A 19341-nucleotide genomic window follows, 5' to 3' on the forward strand; every position below is an offset into this window, starting at 1 on the left:
CTCGACGCGAACGACCCGATGGCCACCTACGACTTCACTTGGATATGGCGCGAACTTGGCATCGAGAACCTGCGCAAATAGTTCGCTACCCCTGACGTCGATGCCTACCGTGAATCCGTGTCCCTACAATGCACAGAGGCCGAACTGCGTGCGTGGCTGATCAAGTTTTATCCCGACATGCAGGACTGGCTCGCGCGTCCGTTGCGCAGCATTCTGGACGCGCTGCTCGGTGACCAGACGCCGCTCGTTTTCCATTGCGCAGCAGGCAAGGACCGCACCGGCTTTTGCGCCGCGATCATTCTTGGCCTTGCGGGCGTGGACGAAGCCACGATCCTTGCCGACTTTGCGCTTACCGACAAGGCGGTCGATCTTTACGCCTTCACGCGCACGCACCGCGCCGCCCGCATGGGGCTGACCGATGGTGAACATCCGTTCGAAAAGATGGCCCCCGATGTGCGCGAGGCGCTGATGCGTGCCGATCCCGCCTATCTCAAGGCCGCACTGGATAGTGTGGCCGAGCGACATGGTTCGATTGCCGGTTACGCACGGACAGCGCTGGGCCTCGATGATGCCCAGATCGCCGCCATTCGCGAGCGCCTGGTGGAAGCGTAAGCTTGGCCAGCCAGACCCCAACCGATTCAGCGCCCGACCGGGTACGTAATCGTTTTTTCCTGCTGGAATTCGCGCAGCCAATCCGGCCCGTATTCGCGCCCTATGCCTGAGCGCTTGTAGCCGCCGAACGGGGCGTAGGCCATTTTGCCGATGCCGCCGTTGATCGCCACGTTGCCGGTGCGCAATTGCAACGACATTTCATAAGCCTTGGCCGCATCGGCGGTCATGATTGCGCCGTTCAGGCCATAGCGTGATTCATTGGCGATCTTCACGGCCTCGTCATCGGTATCATAACCGATCACACAGCCGACCGGCCCGAACACTTCTTCCTGCGCCAGCGTGGACATGTTGTCGACATTGTCGAACAGCGTGATGTCCACGAAAAAGCCCTTGGAAAGCCCCGCCGGACGGGTGCCGCCCGCCACCAGTGTCGAGCCTTCATCGCGGCCCGACTGGATCAACTTTTCAACCTTGGCGCGCTGGGATTCGCGGATCAATGGTCCCATCAGCACTGTGGGGTCGGACGGATCGCCCACCTTCCAGTGTGCAGCAACCGCCTTGGCCGTGGCGACAAAGCGCGCGCGGACGGAATTGTGGACGAGGAAACGCGTGGTGATCGCACAGCCCTGCCCCGCGTTCACCGAAAGCACCATGATTGCCATCGTGGCAGCGGCCTCGACATCGGCGTCTTCACGCACGATCATCGCCGACTTGCCGCCAAGTTCAAGATGGACGCGCTTCAGCGTGGGCGCGGCCTGCCCCATGATCGCGGCGCCAACGGCCTCCGAGCCGGTAAACGTCACCATGTCTACGCGGGGGTCGGTGGTCAGCTTCGTGCCGACGTCAGGCCCGCCGGTAATCACGTTCAGCACGCCGCGCGGCAGGCCGATTTCGTCCGCGATCTGGCCCAGCATCAGCGCAGAATAGGGCGTGAAGGGTGATGGCTTGAGGATCAGGCTGTTGCCTGCCAGCAGCGCAGGTGTGACTTTGGCAAGGTTCAGTAGGAACGGGAAGTTGTAGCCGGTAATGCCGCTGACCACGCCCACAGGTTCGCGCACCACAGTGCCGCCGCCCAGAATGCGCGGGCCGGTGGGATTGATCATGTTGGCATTGGACGCCACCGGGATCTGGCGCGGCTCTTCCCGCAGCGAATAATCGATCGCCGATTGCAAATGCTCCAGCGGCGCATCGACCTGCACATTGCTGGTAACGGCTTGCGCGCAGCCCACTTCCTTGATGATCAGTTCCACCAATTGCCCGCGCTTGGCGTAGAGGGCATCGTGGAACTTCTGCATCATCGCGGTACGCTCGCTCTGCGCCATGCGCGGCCACGGCCCGTTCTCGAAGGCGTCGTAGGACGAGGCAATCGCTGCTTCCGCCGCAGCCGCATCGCCCACTGGCGCTTCGCCGATCACGTCTTCGGTGGCGGGGTTCAGCACAGCTTCGGTGCCAGCACCGGCGTGCCATTCGCCGTCGATGTACAGGCGGTCAATATCGGTAAAGGGAATGGTCATGGGGTGCCTCACTGGGTCTGGAGGATGATTTCAGCCGCGCGCAGACCCACGGCCATCGCGGGAGCATTGGTGTTGCCCGAAACAAGCGTCGGGAAGATCGAGGTGTCGCAAACGCGCAGGCCGGTTACGCCGCGCACGCGCAATTGCGGATCGCATACGGACTGTTCGTCCGCACCCATCCGGCAGGTGCCCGCGATGTGGAACGCCGTGCCGCCAAGCGCGACTGCGTTCTGCAGGATGTCATCGTCGGTCTTGACCATGTCGCCGGGGAACTGCTCCTCGACGATCCACGGCTTTAGCGCGGGCTGCTGACCCAGCGCACGCAGCCAGTTGAACAGCGAAACGGCGGTTATCCGGTCGATTTCGGCCGAAAAGTGATTGGCGTCGATGAAGGGTTTTGCATCGGGATCGGCCGACTGGATGCGCACTTCGCCCTGGCTTTCAGGTCGGGTGAAATAGCCCAGAATCGTCAACCCGTGATGCTTGTCTGGCACCACACCTTTATCGGTCTGGTTCAGCGAATAGAGGCTGACGCCGATCTGCGCGTCGGCGTGCTCCAGATCGGGCCGTGTCTTCACGAAACCGCCAACCTCGTGCGCGCCATGCGTCAGTGCACCCTTGGCGAACAGGCCATATTGCAGCACCGATTTGAGCAGCCCCAGCCCCTGATAGTTCAGGTTCATGCTGTCGCCCTTCACGCGGTACACCGTCTGGACATAGCGGTGTTCGCGCAAGTTGCGGCCCACATCGGGAGAATCGACGATCATCGGCACTCCGGCTGCGCGCAGCACCGCTTCAGGGCCGATGCCGGACAGTTGAAGCAATTTGGGCGAATGTACCGCGCCCGCCGATAGGATCACCTCGCGTGCGGCCACGAAGCGCGTGCCGCGCTTGTCGCGCAGCGTCACCCCGGTCACGCGCAGGTTTTCGATCTCGACCTTGAGAACGTCGGTTTCGACCAGCACGTCCAGATTGGGCCGCTCGCGCGCTTCCTTCAGGAAGCCCTTGGCCGAACTGACGCGCTTGCCCTTGTCGATGTTGCGCGTCTGGTAGCCCAGCCCACCTTCGCGCACGACATCGACATCGTTGACATCGGCCACCCGGTCCACGCCCATCTCCTGCGCGGCGGTCAGCACCGCTTCGCACAACCCATTGCGGCTGGGATGGACGCTGACGTGGATCGGCCCACCGACCCCGCGCCATTCCGCCTCGCCCAATTCGTGGTCTTCCAGTTCGACAAAGCAGCGCCCGATCTCGTTCCAGCCCCAGCCGGTGCAACCTGCTTGTTCCCAACCATCGTAATCCATCGGCGCGCCGCGGATATAGACCATGCCGTTGACCGCGCTCGACCCGCCGACTGCGCGACCTTTGAGCCACATTTCGGAGGGTTTGTTGCCGCCGGGCGATACGTCATACGACCAGACGTGCGGATTGCGCGGATCGAGCAGCTTGCCGATGCCGCGCGGCATGGCGATCAGCGGGCTGGTATCGTCGGGCCCGCTTTCCACAAGCAGCACCCGCGTTGCAGGATCGGCGGACAGCCGGTTGGCCAGCACACAGCCCGACGAGCCTGCGCCAACGATAATGTAATCATAGGAGTCCGCTGCTGCGTTCGTCATCTGGAACCATCCTCTTGCGGCGCAGCAATTGGCTGCGCCTGCACGCGACCGTCCTCACCGGGACGATTCGCCTCAACCGTAAAGAACCATTGGCAAGCTATAAGTGGAACTGCAAGTCCCATTTATAGCGTTCAGGCTCAATCGGTTTGTGGGATCGGTTCGTTACGCTCACCCATCGCAAGGCAGGGACCGCCGATGCCGTGCAGGATCAGGGCAAAGCCCCGCTCGAACACCGCGTCGCTGGTCTCGAAATCGCTGCCTTGCGCGCTGCCGATCATGTTGCAGGCGATCAGGATGTCCTCGGGCATCACATCGGCGTGCAGCAATCCGGCGGCTTTCGCGCGGGCAATCGGATCGGTGAACAGTTCGGCCGTTTCGCGCGACGCCTGAAGCATCATCGCCTTTCCTGCCGGGCTGGCCAGCAGGGCATCGTCCATCGCGCGGTAGATGAAAGTCAGCTTGGCAACCGTGCGCATCAGCCCGAACAGTGCATCGGGTCGGTCTCCCAACCGCGCGCGCTCCTCGGCGATCGCTTGCTGTTCAACAGCCTGTACCGCACGGATCAGATCGAGCCGATCTGCAAAGTTGCGGAACAGTGTGCTGCGGCCAACCTCGGCCTTTATGGCAATATCCTCAAGCGACACATCGGCCGCACCTGCACGAAAGCAATCGCGAGCCACGGCAATCAAACGGTCCCGATTGCGTGCGGCGTCCTTACGCATTGCGCCTCTTACCCCGTTCCACCGTCCGACTGGCCAATCGTGCCGTATCGGGCTGCCGGGAAAATGGCAATCGGGGGCGCATGGACAGCGCCCCCTTCCAACATCAGCCCCACTGAAGCTCCAGTTCGGGCACATGCATGATGTTGCCCACAAAGTACTGAACCTTGAACCCGTCCTTGATACGCCATTCGGGCAAGGCGGTCAGAAATTCCTCAAGCGCGATCTGCAGTTCCATGCGTGCCAGATGCATGCCCAGGCACTTGTGGATGCCGCCGCCAAGCGAGATATGTGGGGCTTTGCGATCAAACCGCACCAGTTCCGGCTGTTCGTAGTACGTCGGATCATAACCGGTCACCGGCGTTGCCACCGAGATATATTCGCCCGGCATGATCTTCTGGCCACGGATTTCGATTTCCTTGGCCGCGATGCGGAATGCCGTAACCGGCGCATAGGCGCGCAGGAATTCTTCGACTGCCGTCACGATCAGGCCCGGCTTTTCGCGCAGTTCGCGCTGCCGTTCGGGGTATCGGCCGAGGAAGCAGAAGATGTTGCCCAGCAGCGAAGTCACTGTGTCCAGCCCGCCGATATAGAGGTTGAAGCAGTGGCCGAACACCTCGGTGACGTTCCACTTGCGTCCATCGACCTCGTTGTCGAAGATCTGGCTGATGTAGTCATCGCCGGGGTTCTTCTGGCGCTCCTCGATCACCCCCATCAGATAGGCCTTCACCTTTCTGACGGCGTCGCCGCGCACCTGCCAGTCGTTGGTGTGGAGCATGTCCTTTTCCCATTCGAGGAATTCGGCCATTCGGTCCTGCGGCAGATCGAGCAGATCGAGCACAATGTTGATCGGGTACTTTTCGGAAAACTCGTCAACAAAATCGCAGTGCCCACGGTCCTTGAACTGGTTGATAAGCACGCGCGCACGCTCGCGCACCTGATCGCGCAGGGCAGCCATTTTCTGTGGTGCAAACTTGGGGTTGAGGGCGGCGCGATAGGCGGTGTGGATCGGCGGATCAGCCTCGGTCGGGATGACAAGCCAGTCTTCGCCGATGTTCTGCGCCCACTTGCCCATGCCGTTCTTGGTGAAATTGTCCGGGTCGCGCAGCATCGTCATCGTGTCTTCATAACTGGTCAGCAGCCAGCCGGGCTGATCGCCGGGGAAGATGTTGGTGACATAAGAGATCGGCGGCAGCGTAGCCTGCAGCTGCGGTATCAACGTCTCCTGCGGACATTCGTCTACACGCTTGCGTGCATACAGGGGCAGGGTCACGACCAGTTCCGCAGGAACATGGGCGGGCCGCGTTGCGGCGGGGGCAGTAGCCACGGCAGGTCTCCTCAATTTGGCTGCCGATTCTTAAAACCGGCTGGTCGGACACATAACAGCGCGCACGAATGAAATAGCGCCAGCGCAAACTCTGTCGCCAGCCAGCCAATCTCTAACCAGCATCACGATCACCCAGACCTAGACAAGGATAGGTTTGCAGATCGTGCCGCGCGCGCACCAATGCTCCCTGATACCGGGAGAACAGCTGTGCCGTGGGATGAGGTTTTCGATGTCGTGTGCGTGGGTTCCGGTTTGGGCGGAATGTCAGCTGCACTGACGGCGGCGCAACGGGGCGCAAGCGCGCTGGTGGCAGAGAAATTCCACCTGCTTGGCGGCGTGTCTGCGCTGTCGTCCGGGCAACTGTGGCTGGGACCAAACCACCTGCAGGAACCAGACGGGATGGACGACACCGACGCCGCCGCCGATGCCTACCTCATGCACCTGTCGCAAGGCTACGCCACGCCCGACCGGCGCAAGGTATTCATCGAGCGCGGGCGCGAGGCGTTGCAGTTCATGACCGACACCATCGGCATCGAAATGACTGTGGTGAAAGGCCTGCCGGACTATTACTACCCATCGGTCACCGGATCGAAGGCCCAGGGCCGCTATGTCGAAGTGCTGCCGTTCAAGGCCGAGCGGCTGGGCGATCTGGCCGACACCGTGCTGACGTCGCCCTATGGCGATGGCTACAGCTACACCACGTCCAACGAATGGATTGCCATGCAGGACGGCGGCGAGCACGTCGGTGCCTGCCTTGAACGCCATGTCGCTGCGGGCGAACGCTGTGCGGGCGCTGGCCTTGCGGCAGCGCAAGTGCTGGCCGCCCACGAGCTGGGCGTCGATATGCGGACTTCCACCGAAGTGATCGAGCTTGTCGTCGAGGACGGGGAAGTCACCGGCGTTGTCCTGCGCGATCAACACGGCACAAAGCGCGTCCGTGCCCGCCTTGGCGTCGTGCTGGCCACTGGCGGCTATGACTGGAAGCCCGCGTTCGTAAGCGCGTTTGATGCGCTACCGCAGGCAGGCAGCATGGCCCCGCCGACAGTCACAGGCGATCACATCGTCATGGCGGCAAAGGCCGGTGCCATCGCCATCCCGGCCCGCGCGCCTGCGCAAAGCCCCATCTTCATAGGCTACAAAGTGCCCGCCGAGACCATCTACGGCCAACCCTCGTACCGCATGTGGTTGCCAGGCGCGCCGCACAGCATCGCCGTCAACCGTTACGGACGCCGGTTTGCAAACGATGCGTTCTATCCCGATGTTGCCACCAAGGTCGGGCGGTTCGACGGGCAGGAGCAAGGCCAGCCGAACTGGCCCGCGTGGATCGTGTTCGATCAGAACATGCTTGATAAATACGGCCTCATGCCAAGCTGGCCCGGCCAGCCGCTGTCCGAAGGCATGGCCACAAGCGCAGATACACTGGGCGAACTTGCGAACCGTATCGGCATGAACGCGATGGGCCTTGAAAACACCGTCAAGCGCTTCAACGGGTTCTGCGTCACCGGCATGGATGAGGACTTCTCGCGCGGCAGCGTGCCGTGGGGCCGGATCATGACCGGCGATCCGCGTATGCTCAATCCCAACCTTGGGCCTATCGAAAAAGGCCCGTTCTATGCGGTGAAGCTGGAGCGCGTGACAATGGGCGTGCCCACCGCCGGTTTGCCGATCGACACCGACGGCCGCGTGCTGAATGCCAGCGATGTGCCCATCCCCGGCCTCTACGCTGCAGGCAATTCGGCCGCATGGCTCGACATCGGCGGCGGTTACAACAGCGGCATCGCGAACACGCGGGGGCTGCTCTACGGCTACCTTTCAGCCCTGCACATGACCGGACAGCATGCCACACCCCAACCCACGCTCGCGGAGGCCTGAGCCATGACCATCACGATCTATCAGCTTGAACGCTCCCGCTCGGAACGTGCGGTTTGGCTCATGGAAGAACTTGGTGCGCCTTACGATATCGAGTTTTTCAAGCGTTTGCAGACGTGGCAGGCAGAACCGGCGTTCAAGGCGCTGCATCCGCTGGGTTCTTCACCCATTCTCGGGATCGACGGCGAAAAGATTGCCGAAAGCGGCGCCGTGATCGAATACCTTGCCACCACGCAAGGCGGCGGCGCGCTTGCGCTGGGGCCGGATTCTCCTGACTATGCCCAATACCTCTACTGGTTCCACTTTGCCGAATCGACCCTGATGCCCGCACTGGTGGGCGAGATCATGGCGCAATTCGGCGGAATCGAGGCAGACCATCCGTTCCGCGTCAATGCCCGCGCCCGCATCGCGCAATTGATGGCGTTCACCGATGCGCGGCTTGCCAAAGTGCCGTTCGTGGCAGGCGAACAGTTTACCGCCGCCGACGTGATGATGACGTTCCCCTTCACGATGACGCGCCAGTTCGTGCCGGTTGATGTGGAAGGCCATTCGCATATCGCCGCCTATGTCGAACGTATGGAAGCGCGCCCCGGCTATCAGCGCTGCCGAGCGATCGTGGACCGTGAGGATGCAGCATGACGGCCGAGGAAGCTGCCGCAACGCAGGACGAAGCAAAAGTCCGCGCGTGGTTGGCCAAGAACATCGGTGGGACGATCACCGCGTTCGAACGCCTGCCGCGCTGGCGGCCATCGTGGCAAGTGACGGTTGAACGCGGAGCAGAAGTGCTGGAACTGCACGTGCGCGGGGATCGCGCCAGCGGCCTTGGCATTTGTCCGCTGCGCCGTGAGTACGACGTACTGGCGCTGTTCGAACAAAACGGCATTCCGGTGCCCCATATCTACGGCTGGTGCAGCGATCCCGAAGCCATCGTGATGGCGCACATGGCTGACACGCCGTTTCTGGGCGACATTGATGGCAACCCGGCGGTGCAGCGCATGGTTGAGGATTATGCGGGCTATCTTGCCAACGTGCACGCGCTTGATATTGAGCCGTTTTTGGCAGCCGGTTTAACTGCTGCGGAAACGCCCGAGGCGGTGGCGCTCGATTATTTGCGCTTGGCCGAAAGCCATTATGAAGCAGAGGACCAGCCCGACGCACTGCTGCGGTTCGTCACCGGCTGGCTGCACCGCCACTTGCCGCTGCACCGCAACAGCAACGCGGTGCTGATCGGCGATGCCCCGCAGTTCTTCCATAATGGAGAGCGCGTCACCGCATTCTACGATCTGGAACTGGCCAAGCTGGGCGACCCGATTGCCGATCTCGCATCCATCCGGGTGCGCGATATCAACGAGCCGATCAGCGATGTGGCCGCCATGTTCGCTCGCTATGTCAAAGACAGCGGCAACGAAATCGACTGGCCGGTCCTGACCTATTACACCGTGCTGCTGTTCATCGCGGTGCCGATGATGACCAAGGCGACCTTCCGCAAGGTCAGCCCTCACCCCGCCTATGTCGAATACTTGTCATGGGGCATGGGCACCAGCCGCGCCGCGCTTGAAGCCATTGCCGAGGGTGAAGGCTACGCGCTCGATCCGGCGGAACCAGTGCGAAGCATTGTCCCGCGCGATGCCAATGCGTGGCGCGATCTGGCCGTGCAGTGCGGAACGCTGCCCACCGAAGGCTTCTTCCGCCAGCACCCCGCGCAATCCCTGGCGTTTTACTTGCAGCGCATTGCCGAAAGCGGCGACGCCATTGCGCAAGCAGAACTGGACGATGCCCGCGACATTCTCGGGATTGCCGAAGCTGACGCGGCTACGCTGGAAGCGCAGCTTGATGCTTTTGTTGAACTGGCCAGCCCAGACCATGACCACGCGCTGGTGCGCTATTTCCACCGTCGCCAGATGCGCCGGTTGCAATTGCTGCGCGATTACCCCGGTCCCATCGTTACGCGCGGCCTTTCGCCACTGGATCATGTGTTTCCCAATGCCTACCCGCGCCGCGTCGCCGGATAAGGATGCCTTCCGATGCTGAAGCTTCATCACCTCAACCACAGCCGCTCGTTCCGTGTGTTCTGGCTGCTCGAAGAACTTGGCCTTCCGTTCGAGGTGGTCCACCACGAACGCCATCCCGAAACCCGGATGGGTCCGCCCGCGCTGAAAGCGGCGCATCCCATCGGAAAGGCCCCGGCGCTCGAAACCGAACACGGCACCATCGTGGAATCCGGCGCGATCATCGATTTCATTCTGCGCCGCCACGGCAATGGCGCGCTGGCTCCGGCCAACGACAGCCCGGACCTGCTGCGCTACCTTGAGTGGATGAACATTGCGGTGTCCATCGGCACCACCCCGATCATGCTCAAGGTCTATGGTTTGGCGGCAGGGCTTGCGGGCACTGAATTCGATCAGCGCGCCGACGCCGAATTTACCGGCGTGCTGGGCTACATTGAACAATCACTTGAAGGGCATGATTATCTGGTGGGCGATGCCTTCAGCGCTGCCGATATCCAGGTCAGCTTCATTGCCGAACTGGCGCGCGCGTTGATCGGCATTACGGCATATCCCAATATGGCAGCTTGGCTTGCGCGGCTCCACGCCCGCCCTGCGTTCCGCGCTGCTATCGAAAACGGCGGCGAGTATGCCTATGCATCATGATCGAAACCGCGTCTCGGTTCAGGCCGCTGGCGCAGCCTGATGAAACGCGTCGGTGCCCGCCAGAGGTGGCGCATCGGTCAGCAGCATGATGCCAGGCTTTGCCTGCACCACATAGGGAACGGCGTGGATCGCATGCATCGCGGTCGCCATGCAGGCATCGTCGGTTGGCATCACGCTGTCCGATCCGATGTCAATTCGCGCATTGATCGTCGGCTCGCCTTCCAGATCGATCAGCCAGCCGTGCCCCTGCGGCCATTCGGGGGCAAGGTCTTCGGCCATGCGGGTAAAGTGCTGCAATACGATGCGCTCGCGCCCGCCCGAAATCACCCGCACGCCAAAGTTCATCGCACCAACTGTCCCTGCCCGGATCGTGCCTGCGGCAACGTGCAGGTCGCGCGGGGTGATCGCCACATTGCGGAAATTCTCGATCCGGTCGATCGGCAGGCCCAGCACATCGGCCACCAGCATGCCCGAATGACGCCACGTTTCGCCCACCAGTTCGACATTGGCAAAGGCCGGTGTAGGATCATCTGGCGCATAGCCGAAGCCCATCAGGTCGAACATCTGGTAGGTGCTGGGATACTTGTCGTACATCAGCGTTTCGGACGCCACCATCCGGTCCACCCGGCGTGACAACCGCGCCAGATAAAGCGGCACGGATTCCGCCAGAAACCCCGGCATGATGCCCAGCCCGTGAAAGGTGGAGCCGCCCTTGGCGCAGGCGGCGCCTAGCTGTGCTTCCACTTCAGCTCCCAGCGATTTGGGATAGATGAAGTTGGCCGCCGTGGTCACCACGTTCTTGCCCGATTCCAGCAGCGCACAAATGTCGGCGATGCTACCCGGCACGTCGTTTTCAGCGCCTGCCAGAAACAGCACACAATCGGCCTCAAGCGCCAGGATCGCTTCACGGTCATTGGTCAGCGCCACGCCGAGCGGATCAATGCCCGCCACGTTGCCGATGTCCTGCCCTGCCTTGTCAGGACTATAGGTAAATCCGCCGACGATCAGGAAGTCCGGACGCTCTGCGGTGGCGCGAATGACCATCTTGCCGGTGTGCCCTGTCGCCCAGTGAATGATCCGCAAACGCATGGCCTTGTCTCCCACGTTGATTTTTATCCACACGCTGCAGGCCCACCCCCAGCCCCTCCCGCTTGCGGGAGGGGAGCGAGACTTAGTGAGCCAAAGGCGAACTTAGTCGCAGCGGGGTGGGCATGGTGGCGCTGCGATTACTGCGCGGTCCAGCCGCCATCGACCGGCAGGACATGGCCCGTCACCATCGCCGCCTGATCGCTGCACAGCCACGCAATCGCATCGGCCTGTTCCGACGTGGCAATCACTCGCCGGATCGGCTGGTTGGGCAGCAGGTGGTCGATCACCATTTGCCCCATCTCTGGCCCCGCCTTGTTATAGGCCTCGGTCGGAGTCACGCCCGGAGCGATGCAGTTCACCCGCACGCCCCTGTCGGCATAGGACACGGCGGCAAACTTGGTCAGACGCACCACGCCTGCCTTGGATGCAGCGTAAGCAGCCCCGGCAGCGCCAACATACAGCAATCCCGCCAGCGACGTGACGTTGCAGATCGCGCCACCGCCGTGTTCGATCATGTACGCAATCTCGTGCTTCATCGAAAGGAACACGCTGCGCAGGCTCACCGCTTGCGTGTGCTCCCACGATTCAAGGCTCTGTTCGTGAAAGTCCGCCCCAGATGCATCGCGGTGCGCGTCGCCGACGATGTTCGCGGCGATGTTTAGCCCGCCAAACGTCGCCACGGTGCCACGCACCAGCGCCACGACGTCGTCTTCTTTGGTAGCGTCGGCGCGCAGGAACCGCACGTCGTGCCCCTCGGCGCGCAGCCGTTCAGTGGTCGCCTCGCCCGTTTCTGCGTTGATGTCCGACAGCATCACCCGCGCGCCGCGCCGGGCAAAACCTTCTGCCGTCGCCATGCCGATGCCGGCGCCCGCTGCCGTGACGAGGGCGACCTTGCCGCTGTAGATCCCGCTCATCCCCACACCACATGCAAAGCGCGCGGGCCGCGCAACTGTGCGCCGACGATGACCGGCGGCGGCTGTTCGGGATCGAGCCGCAGGTTCGGCAGATCGAGCAATGCGTTGAGCATCGCCTCCATCTCGGTCTTGGCCACGGGCATCCCCAGGCACATGTGGACGCCCGCGCCAAAGCCGACATTGATCTTCTGCGGCCGGTCGATGTCGAATTCGTCCGGGTTATCGAACACCATCTCGTCGCGATTCGCCGATCCCGTACACAGCGAAAGCGCCGCTCCTGCAGGCACCTTCACGCCGTGGAACTCAACGTCCACCGCAGCCTGCCGGGCGAGGAACTGCGACGCGGTTTCCCAGCGCATCCCCTCGTTCACCGCCTTGGCCACCAGTGAGCGATCCTCACGGATGCGCGCCAGCAACGCCGGACGTTCCAGCAGGGCAACCAGCATGCTGCCGAAAGACCGCGTCGTGGTTTCGGCGGCGGCGGGCAGCATCTGGCGGATCAACTCGGTGATGTGTGCATCGTCCAACTTTTCGCCGTCCGCTTCGGCGCGCAGCAGATAGCCGATCAGGTCTTCGCCCACCGATCCTTCGGCTCGGCGCTGGCGCACCACCTCCAGCGTATCGTCATAAAGTTCCCGCGCGGCGGCAAAAGCAGCGGCCATGCTGGCCTTGGCCTTTTCCGGATCGCGCTGCGGCCCCACCAGAATGCGCATTCCCCGCGCGGCAAATTCCTGCGTCTTCGCCTCGTCCTTGGGGAACCCGATGATTTCGTAGATGAGCCGCACCGGCAGCGGCAGCAAAAGGTCTTCCATCAGCTCCGCTTTGCCGCGCGGTTCCAGCTTGGCCACCGCATCGGCCACGACGGGCGTCAGCAACGTCTTCCACCCGGCAATCGCCTTGGGCGAAAACGCCGGTGCCAGCAGCTTGCGCGCAACTTTGTGCGTCGCATCGTCCATACCCGTCAGCAGGAACCCGCCAAGGAATTGTCCCAGCCCCTCCTGCAACAGCGTGCTGGTGAACGTCTTGGGATCGCGCAAGACCTGCAGCACATCGTCATAGCGGAACAGCGTGAAGACCTGCCGCCCAAGATTGGAATAGTCCGCCTGCGAGGGCACGTTCCACTTGGCCAGAATATCGCCGACCATGATCGGCTCATTCTTGCGGGCCTCGCGATAGACAGCGTGCGGGTCTTGGGTATCGGTCCCGTAAACGCTGCTCACGGCGGCGAAATCGCGGGAAATTTCGCTTGTCGCAGATGGCTTGCCGGTCATCGCGTCACACCCCTTGCGGCAGGCGCACGTGCAGCGCGGCCTCACCAATCGACGTCGGGCCAAACACCTGCAACCGCCGCCCTTCGATTGCCCCCAGCAGGGTCAGCAAAGCAGCGTCCTGATCCGGTCCAGCCGCCAGCACGAAGGCTTCCAACGCCGCCTCAGCATCGGGCCAGCGCGCAAAGTCCTGCCCCAGGAATGAGCTTACCTCGGCGATGTTCTGCGCCACCATCGCCGCGCCATAGGCATCCGCGCGGCCGACCCATTCGATCAGTTCCGCCGCCTGCCCCTTCTGCCCTTCGGCCACCGCATCCTTGGGCGCTAAGCCCGAAAGCGTGTCGGTGAGCTTGCGGATCAGTGTGGCGTTGTCGCCGGTCCGCTCAACCAGTGGCGGCAGTTCGGGCAGGGCAACGCCGGTCAGCTTTGAAAGCGCCAGCAGGATCGACCGGCGCAGCGCCAGATCGAATTGGAGATAGACCGAATGCGGATCGGCCGGGCGCGGATCAGCGACCGTGCCGGTAAACTGCATCGTGCCCAGCAGCGAGAACTGCAGCACATGGAACAACACCGCATCATGATCTACCGGCTCGCCGCTGGCCTCGGCGTAATAGCCATAAAGCTCGGCCAGCGGCGCGCCCATCGGCTCGATCGTGTTGCGCATGCCCATTGTCGCAAGATCGACCATCGGATCGCCGATCATGCTGAATTCAAAGTCGTACAGTTGCGTCATGCGCTGGTCGTGGACAAGGAACTGCCCGGAATCGAACTGGATGAACGCGGCGCGGGTGCGGTGCTTGGGCACATTGCGGCGGATCCACTGGATCACGAATTCCAGCAGTGGTTCGGGCCGCTTCTTGGTGCGCAGATACTGCGGCATGTAGGTATTGAGGCCGACCAGCGCGACCTCTTCGGCGCCCTGTGGCACGTGCATGTCAGCCACGTCGGCAAACGCGCTCACCGGCAGTGCGTGCATCGCTGCCACCGCCGTCATGTATTCGCGCCCTACCATGCTCTGTTCTTCAGGCGCCAGGCCCGAAAGATCGCGCGTGCCCTTGATCGATTCCATCACGATGCATGGCGGCTCGGCCAGATAGCCATAGACTTCCGGCACCGGAATGCCTTGGGCATGCAACACGCGGATAATGTCCGCCTCGCGCTTCAGGTCGGGGAAGATCGCCACGTCGCCGGTGCGGTCACCGCGCAAGTGCAGCTCAACCAGCTTGCCGCCCACCTCGACATCGGCAAACCACGCCGGACGCCAGCGCACTTGCTGCTCCATCCGCACGATTGTGCCGCCCATCGTCGCTTCAACAAAATCACGGATGCGCTGGACGGCGGCATCGTCGTATTCAGGAACGCCGGTTGCTTCAGTCATTACGCCGCCCCGCCTTCAACAGGCGCGAACGCAGCAGCAGCCGCGCGCGTATCCATATATTCCTTGCCCGAAACGATCAGCCCATCACGCACGATCAGGACGTTATGATATTCGTTGCGGTAGACGGTGTTGGGGAAGGTCATTTCCCCGCGCACTTCCACCGCCACCCGGTCACCCTCGGCGGTGATGCCGATGATGTCGGCCACGCGCCTGTTCGCGGTCAGCAGCCCGTCACGCACGCTGTCAATGAAGGCCTGGCGCGACATGTCGCCAAAACCCAAAATCCACCATGTGCAATCGGGATGCTGCAGCGCCTCGATCGTGGCAATATCGCCATCGACCACTGCCTGCATATAGCGGCGCGCTACGTTCTTGTTCGCTTCGACGTCAGTCATCGTCAGACCTTTCCATTGCCATAGAACAGGTCGGCGATGCCGGCCGTGTAATAGGCGATCTTGTCGGGTTCCAGCCCGTAATGCGGAATAACCGGGGTGCAGGCGTCGGCGTGTTCCACCCGTTCGTGGAAGCGGCGCAGCACTTCGTCCTTGGGGCCGACCAGCGCGATGCTTTCGACCATCTCATCGGTGCAGGCGGCAACCATTCCGGCAAGATCGCCAGCGGCAAAGCAGGCCTGCAAGGCGCGCGCCGGATCGCCCATACCGATGCCATCGAAATAGCGCAGATACTGCGGCGATTGGCTGTAGAACGCGATATTGGCACGCGCATCGTTTATCGCCTCGCGCTTATCCGGGTTTACCGCCACAAACATTTGCAGGTTGACCGTAATGGCGCTGCGTTGCCGCCCCGCCTTGTCCAGTCCACGCTTCAACGCGGGCGTTGCCACATCGCGAATCCACTGTGCATTCCACAACGGATGGCCCAGCAGGCCGTCGGTGATTTCGCCTGCCATTTCGCAGGCATTTTGAAACACGGCGGGCAGGAAGATCGGAATTTCAGTGCGCACGGGGGCTGAAAGCGTGCGGAAATGCGTCAGGTCGAGCTTGTGATATTCGCCCTCCAGCACGCCGAGTTCGCCGGTGTGCCCCTTGGCAACGATGGCGCGGATCAGGCCGATCACTTCGCGCATATGTGCCAGCGGTTTGCCATAGGTCGATCCGAATGCACCCTCGGTCAGGCTCTGCGCGCTGGAGCCAAGCCCCAAAATCGCGCGCCCCCCGCTGATCGTGTCCAGATCCATGATGTTGCACGCCGTCTCCAGCGGGCTGCGCACGAAGGCCAGCGCGATGCCGGTCCCGAGCTTCAGCTTCTCGCTGACCGCAGCCGCGGCAGAAAGCGGCAGGAACGGCGCGCCGAATGTCTGCGACGACCAGATGCCTTCAAGCCCGGCGGATTCATACCGCTCCACTGCCGCCACCAGCTGCTTGGCGGGCAGGGGTGGCAGTTGCGCCCAGATGTGTTCGCTTGCGGTCATGCCCCGGCCTCGTTCCTAAACGTCATAAAGTTCGTCGATTTTCAGATCCTTGGCGGCAACGCAAAACCGTTCGAGCGACGGCAGTGTGGCTTCCTTGGGATTGATGTTGGACTGCCATGACACCAGCCCCCACACGATCCAGCGGCGATACTCAGTCCACGCGGTGTCGAAATCGATGGCGATGCCGTGCTGCGCCAGCACTGCCAGATAATGCTTCAGCAAATCGCGCTCACCTGCGCGCCGGTCGGCAATCGTAATCGATCCCGCCGCAAAATAGCTGTAATCGCGCCACGGATGGCCCTTGCGTACGATCTGCCAATCGAGGAACAGCCGCCCGCCATCGCCCAAGCCGTAGCTGTTGCCCAAATGCGCATCGCCGTGGACGAGGCATAGCGGCGCGGTATCGGCCAAGTCGTGTGCGCACAGTTGTAGCCAAGCCTCTCGCAGCTTTTGCGGATTTTCGGCATACCAAGCGGGGAAGATGGCCACCCGTTCGGGCAGGCGGTTCACCTTGTCGTAGTGGTCGGCCATCATCGCCCAATAATCGTCGCCTGCATGATCGGGGGCCATCGCGCGCTGCAACCAGCCTGCCGCATCCAGCCGGGGATCGCCCCATGTGCTGGCATGAAGCGTGGCCAGCGCCGCCACTCCGCGCATCGCCTGATCAATCGTGATCGGTTCGGCCGACGTGCCGAACTTGCCGTCCCAGCCCTCCATGTCCTCCAGCACCAGCAAGCCCTGCTTGCCGTCTGCATCGTCATCCCAGTCGGCATAAAAACAGTGCGGCGCTGGCAATTGCAGGCCTTCGCACAAGTCCTTATAGAACCGCGCCTCGTTGACATTGGCCTCGCCGCTTAGCGGGCTGCCAGACCAGTTGGACTTGAGGCACAGCCGCCCCGGCAGCACCGCCGGATCAGGTCCGGTCACCGCCACGCGCACTTTGGTGGTGTGGCCCTGAATGATCTCGACCACTTCCATCGCGGTAATCGCGATTCCCGGATAGCGATGGCGCAATACACCCTGCAGCCAGGCAGCATCCACCGCCGCAAGGTCTGTCGGCAGCCGCTGCTCCCGCGCGGGATAGCCGCGCGCTGTGGCCAAGCCCGCGCTCACCCCTGGTGTCCGGCGGCGTAATCCATCATATCCATCACATGGGCATGGTGCGCCGACATTCCGCCATCGATCACGATGACCTGCCCGTTGATATAGCGTGATTCAGCCGACCCGAGGAACGCCACCAGCGCGGCAATGTCAGCCGGCTCGCCCAGTTCACCCATCGGCATGTGCCGTGCGATGATGTCAAATTCCTTGCCCGCCACCTTGCGCGAATGGGGCGTGACAATCGGGCCGGGCGCAATTGCATTACAGCGGATTTTCTGCCCACCGTGCTGCGTTGCCATATAGCGCGTCATCGAAATGACCGCAGCCTTGGACGTGCCATAGGCAATCCGCGCGGAATCGCCCAGCATCCCCGAACCCGAAGCAAGGTTCACGATCGCCCCGCCGCCTGCCGCCGCGATGTGCGGGATCGCGTGACGGCAGCAATAGAGATACCCCGTTGCGTTGACGTGCAGCGTGCGCTCCCACACATCGTTGGGGATGGTCACGGCGTTGGTATCGCCCATCATCGTGGCCATATCGGTCAGCGCGGCATTGTTGACCAGCACATCAAGCCGCCCGAACGCGGCAATCGTGCCGTCGATCGCAGTCTTGACCGCGTTTTCGTCGCCGATATCCAGCGCAAAACCAGCCGCCCTGTCACCATAGGCAGAGGCCACGTCCTTGGCCGCATCGCCAAAGATGTCGGTCACGGCAACGCGCGCGCCTTCGTCGATCAGGCGCTCGACCACGGCCTTGCCGATGCCGCCTGCGCCGCCGGTCACGAAGGCGACCTTTCCGTCAAACCTGTTCATGCGTGGTGATCCTCTTCCATGACGGACGCCCGGCGATTTTCTCCACCGTGGCCGTCCAGATTGTTGTGAAAATCAGACCTTGGGCATGATCTCTTCGGCCACCCAGCGCAGCCGTTCGATATATTCCGACTTGTCGGTGATACCCGGCGGCAACGGCACGATGGTTTCGGTAATGCCGAGGTCTTTGAGCCAGCCAATCTGGTCGATGATCTTCTGCGGATCGCGCGTTCCCGGCGCGCGCGGATCATCCATCACTTCGTGATGCGCACCCACGTTCAGCATTTCGAGCGCAAAGAACACCTCGATGGGGCGACCATCGTATTCAGGCTGCGACTTGATCAGGTCGATGCAGGCAGGAAAGGTTTCGGGCGGCGTGCGGAACGGCGACCACCCATCGCCGAACTTGGCCACGCGCTTCAGCACCGGTTCGGCATCGCCACCCAGCCAGATCGGAATGCGCGGCTGCTGGATCGGCTTGGGTTCGAAGCCTGCGTTCTTGAAATTGACGAACTCACCTTCGAACGTGGGACTATCGGACGTCCATAGCTCGATGATCGCGGCCAGATATTCGTCCGCCATGCGCCCGCGCTTGTGGAAATCCACGCCAAGCATGTCGAATTCGTCCTTGAGCCAGCCCACCCCGAACAGCGCTTCGGCCCGCCCCCCGGTCAACCAGTCGAGTGTTGACCAAGCCTTGGCCTGCACAATCGGGCTTTGCAGTGGCAGGATCGAAACCGAAGACGACAGCCGCAGGTTCTTGGTGCGCCCGCCAAGATAGCCCAGCGCCACGACCACGTGGAAATAGTGATAGCCCGAAAGGTCATAATGCTCGGGCGGGATCACGAAGTGTTCGCCCAGCATGCACTTGTTGAAGCCCAGCGCATCGCCTTCGGCAATCAGGTCGCCCACGTCGGCCCCCGAAAGCGCAAATTCCCACGGCTGCACCATCGCCTTGACGTGCATGGAATTGGGAACGCCCATGTTGAGCTTCATCGTCTGTCCTCCGCCGGCTCGCGTTGCCCCTGATCGGAGCCTT

At 62.4% G+C, this 19341-nt stretch carries 18 protein-coding genes; 5 read left to right on the forward strand and 13 right to left on the reverse strand.

The window, feature by feature from the left end; genetic code table 11:
* The first annotated feature begins 117 nt into the window (after nt 1-117).
* Nucleotides 118-612 (forward strand): tyrosine-protein phosphatase, encoded by a 495-nt coding sequence (locus tag Q8R81_RS00060; RefSeq protein WP_305614943.1) that lies wholly within the window; start codon nt 118-120, stop codon nt 610-612.
* Between the two features lie 26 nt (nt 613-638).
* Here Q8R81_RS00060 and Q8R81_RS00065 read toward each other — a convergent pair whose 3' ends face one another.
* The 4 genes from Q8R81_RS00065 to Q8R81_RS00080 all read right to left on the reverse strand — a co-directional run bounded on the left by Q8R81_RS00065 (nt 639) and on the right by Q8R81_RS00080 (nt 5791).
* Nucleotides 639-2126 carry an aldehyde dehydrogenase family protein gene (locus Q8R81_RS00065; RefSeq protein WP_305614945.1) on the reverse strand — a complete coding sequence of 496 codons (1488 nt, stop codon included), beginning with the start codon at nt 2124-2126 and terminating at the stop codon, nt 639-641.
* An 8-nt stretch (nt 2127-2134) separates the two neighbouring features.
* Nucleotides 2135-3745: a GMC family oxidoreductase gene (locus Q8R81_RS00070; RefSeq protein WP_305614946.1), complete on the reverse strand. Its 1611-nt coding sequence runs from the start codon at nt 3743-3745 to the stop codon at nt 2135-2137.
* 137 nt (nt 3746-3882) lie between these two features.
* A complete protein-coding gene (locus tag Q8R81_RS00075) occupies nt 3883-4467 on the reverse strand; it encodes a TetR/AcrR family transcriptional regulator (protein WP_305614947.1) in 585 nt (194 codons plus the stop codon).
* Nucleotides 4468-4570: 103 nt separating this feature from the next.
* Nucleotides 4571-5791, reverse strand: a complete 1221-nt coding sequence (locus tag Q8R81_RS00080; protein ID WP_305614949.1) for a cytochrome P450 — start codon at nt 5789-5791, stop codon at nt 4571-4573.
* A gap of 180 nt (nt 5792-5971) precedes the next feature.
* Between Q8R81_RS00080 and Q8R81_RS00085 the strand changes: the two genes are divergently transcribed.
* From Q8R81_RS00085 to Q8R81_RS00100, 4 genes are read left to right on the forward strand one after another with little or no spacing between them, the layout of a single operon-like run.
* Nucleotides 5972-7663 (forward strand): FAD-dependent oxidoreductase, encoded by a 1692-nt coding sequence (locus Q8R81_RS00085; RefSeq protein ID WP_305614951.1) that lies wholly within the window; start codon nt 5972-5974, stop codon nt 7661-7663.
* A gap of 3 nt (nt 7664-7666) precedes the next feature.
* On the forward strand, nt 7667-8299 hold the full coding sequence (locus tag Q8R81_RS00090) for a glutathione S-transferase family protein (protein WP_305614953.1): 633 nt from the start codon (nt 7667-7669) through the stop codon (nt 8297-8299).
* Nucleotides 8296-9672, forward strand: a complete 1377-nt coding sequence (locus Q8R81_RS00095; protein WP_305614955.1) for a phosphotransferase — start codon at nt 8296-8298, stop codon at nt 9670-9672. The genes Q8R81_RS00090 and Q8R81_RS00095 overlap by 4 nt, the downstream gene beginning before the upstream one ends.
* Nucleotides 9673-9684: 12 nt before the next feature.
* Complete coding sequence (locus tag Q8R81_RS00100; RefSeq protein WP_305614957.1) at nt 9685-10311, forward strand: glutathione S-transferase family protein; 627 nt, start codon at nt 9685-9687, stop codon at nt 10309-10311.
* An 18-nt stretch (nt 10312-10329) separates the two neighbouring features.
* On the opposite strand, the gene Q8R81_RS00105 is transcribed toward Q8R81_RS00100, so the two are convergent.
* From Q8R81_RS00105 to Q8R81_RS00145, 9 genes are all read right to left on the reverse strand, one after another.
* Nucleotides 10330-11400: a hypothetical protein gene (locus Q8R81_RS00105; RefSeq protein WP_305614959.1), complete on the reverse strand. Its 1071-nt coding sequence runs from the start codon at nt 11398-11400 to the stop codon at nt 10330-10332.
* Between the two features lie 137 nt (nt 11401-11537).
* Nucleotides 11538-12314 (reverse strand): SDR family NAD(P)-dependent oxidoreductase, encoded by a 777-nt coding sequence (locus Q8R81_RS00110; RefSeq protein WP_305614961.1) that lies wholly within the window; start codon nt 12312-12314, stop codon nt 11538-11540.
* The gene (locus Q8R81_RS00115) at nt 12311-13534 is read right to left on the reverse strand and encodes a cytochrome P450 (RefSeq protein WP_305614963.1); all 1224 of its coding nucleotides are present in this window, start codon (nt 13532-13534) and stop codon (nt 12311-12313) included. The genes Q8R81_RS00110 and Q8R81_RS00115 overlap by 4 nt, the downstream gene beginning before the upstream one ends.
* Nucleotides 13535-13589: 55 nt before the next feature.
* Nucleotides 13590-14960: a phosphotransferase gene (locus Q8R81_RS00120; RefSeq protein ID WP_305614964.1), complete on the reverse strand. Its 1371-nt coding sequence runs from the start codon at nt 14958-14960 to the stop codon at nt 13590-13592.
* On the reverse strand, nt 14960-15355 hold the full coding sequence (locus Q8R81_RS00125; RefSeq protein WP_305614966.1) for a nuclear transport factor 2 family protein: 396 nt from the start codon (nt 15353-15355) through the stop codon (nt 14960-14962). Before Q8R81_RS00125 ends, Q8R81_RS00120 begins: the two co-directional genes overlap by 1 nt.
* Before the next feature lie 2 nt (nt 15356-15357).
* Complete coding sequence (locus tag Q8R81_RS00130) at nt 15358-16392, reverse strand: LLM class flavin-dependent oxidoreductase (RefSeq protein WP_305614967.1); 1035 nt, start codon at nt 16390-16392, stop codon at nt 15358-15360.
* A 15-nt stretch (nt 16393-16407) separates the two neighbouring features.
* Nucleotides 16408-17505, reverse strand: a complete 1098-nt coding sequence (locus Q8R81_RS00135; protein ID WP_305614969.1) for a phosphotransferase family protein — start codon at nt 17503-17505, stop codon at nt 16408-16410.
* Entirely contained in the window at nt 17502-18305 is an 804-nt protein-coding gene (locus Q8R81_RS00140; protein ID WP_305614971.1) for an SDR family NAD(P)-dependent oxidoreductase, read from the reverse strand. Before Q8R81_RS00140 ends, Q8R81_RS00135 begins: the two co-directional genes overlap by 4 nt.
* A 72-nt stretch (nt 18306-18377) precedes the next feature.
* On the reverse strand, nt 18378-19298 hold the full coding sequence (locus Q8R81_RS00145) for a TIGR03619 family F420-dependent LLM class oxidoreductase (protein WP_305614973.1): 921 nt from the start codon (nt 19296-19298) through the stop codon (nt 18378-18380).
* Between the last annotated feature and the right edge of the window lie 43 nt (nt 19299-19341).

Origin of the sequence: Novosphingobium sp. (genome assembly GCF_030696665.1) — a bacterium.
Classification (GTDB): Bacteria; Pseudomonadota; Alphaproteobacteria; order Sphingomonadales; family Sphingomonadaceae; genus Novosphingobium.

Excerpts from the sequence above, each read along its gene's own strand:
- Q8R81_RS00105 (WP_305614959.1), bottom strand. The coding sequence starts at position 11,400 with ATGCGTTTGCGGATCATTCACTGGGCGACAGGGCACACCGGCAAGATG.
- Q8R81_RS00110 (WP_305614961.1), bottom strand. The coding sequence starts at position 12,314 with ATGAGCGGGATCTACAGCGGCAAGGTCGCCCTCGTCACGGCAGCGGGC.
- Q8R81_RS00120 (WP_305614964.1), bottom strand. The coding sequence starts at position 14,960 with ATGACTGAAGCAACCGGCGTTCCTGAATACGACGATGCCGCCGTCCAG.
- Q8R81_RS00085 (WP_305614951.1), top strand. The coding sequence starts at position 5,972 with ATGCTCCCTGATACCGGGAGAACAGCTGTGCCGTGGGATGAGGTTTTC.
- Q8R81_RS00090 (WP_305614953.1), top strand. The coding sequence starts at position 7,667 with ATGACCATCACGATCTATCAGCTTGAACGCTCCCGCTCGGAACGTGCG.
- Q8R81_RS00100 (WP_305614957.1), top strand. The coding sequence starts at position 9,685 with ATGCTGAAGCTTCATCACCTCAACCACAGCCGCTCGTTCCGTGTGTTC.
- Q8R81_RS00070 (WP_305614946.1), bottom strand. The coding sequence starts at position 3,745 with ATGACGAACGCAGCAGCGGACTCCTATGATTACATTATCGTTGGCGCA.
- Q8R81_RS00140 (WP_305614971.1), bottom strand. The coding sequence starts at position 18,305 with ATGAACAGGTTTGACGGAAAGGTCGCCTTCGTGACCGGCGGCGCAGGC.
- Q8R81_RS00075 (WP_305614947.1), bottom strand. The coding sequence starts at position 4,467 with ATGCGTAAGGACGCCGCACGCAATCGGGACCGTTTGATTGCCGTGGCT.
- Q8R81_RS00125 (WP_305614966.1), bottom strand. The coding sequence starts at position 15,355 with ATGACTGACGTCGAAGCGAACAAGAACGTAGCGCGCCGCTATATGCAG.
- Q8R81_RS00130 (WP_305614967.1), bottom strand. The coding sequence starts at position 16,392 with ATGACCGCAAGCGAACACATCTGGGCGCAACTGCCACCCCTGCCCGCC.
- Q8R81_RS00145 (WP_305614973.1), bottom strand. The coding sequence starts at position 19,298 with ATGAAGCTCAACATGGGCGTTCCCAATTCCATGCACGTCAAGGCGATG.
- Q8R81_RS00065 (WP_305614945.1), bottom strand. The coding sequence starts at position 2,126 with ATGACCATTCCCTTTACCGATATTGACCGCCTGTACATCGACGGCGAA.
- Q8R81_RS00095 (WP_305614955.1), top strand. The coding sequence starts at position 8,296 with ATGACGGCCGAGGAAGCTGCCGCAACGCAGGACGAAGCAAAAGTCCGC.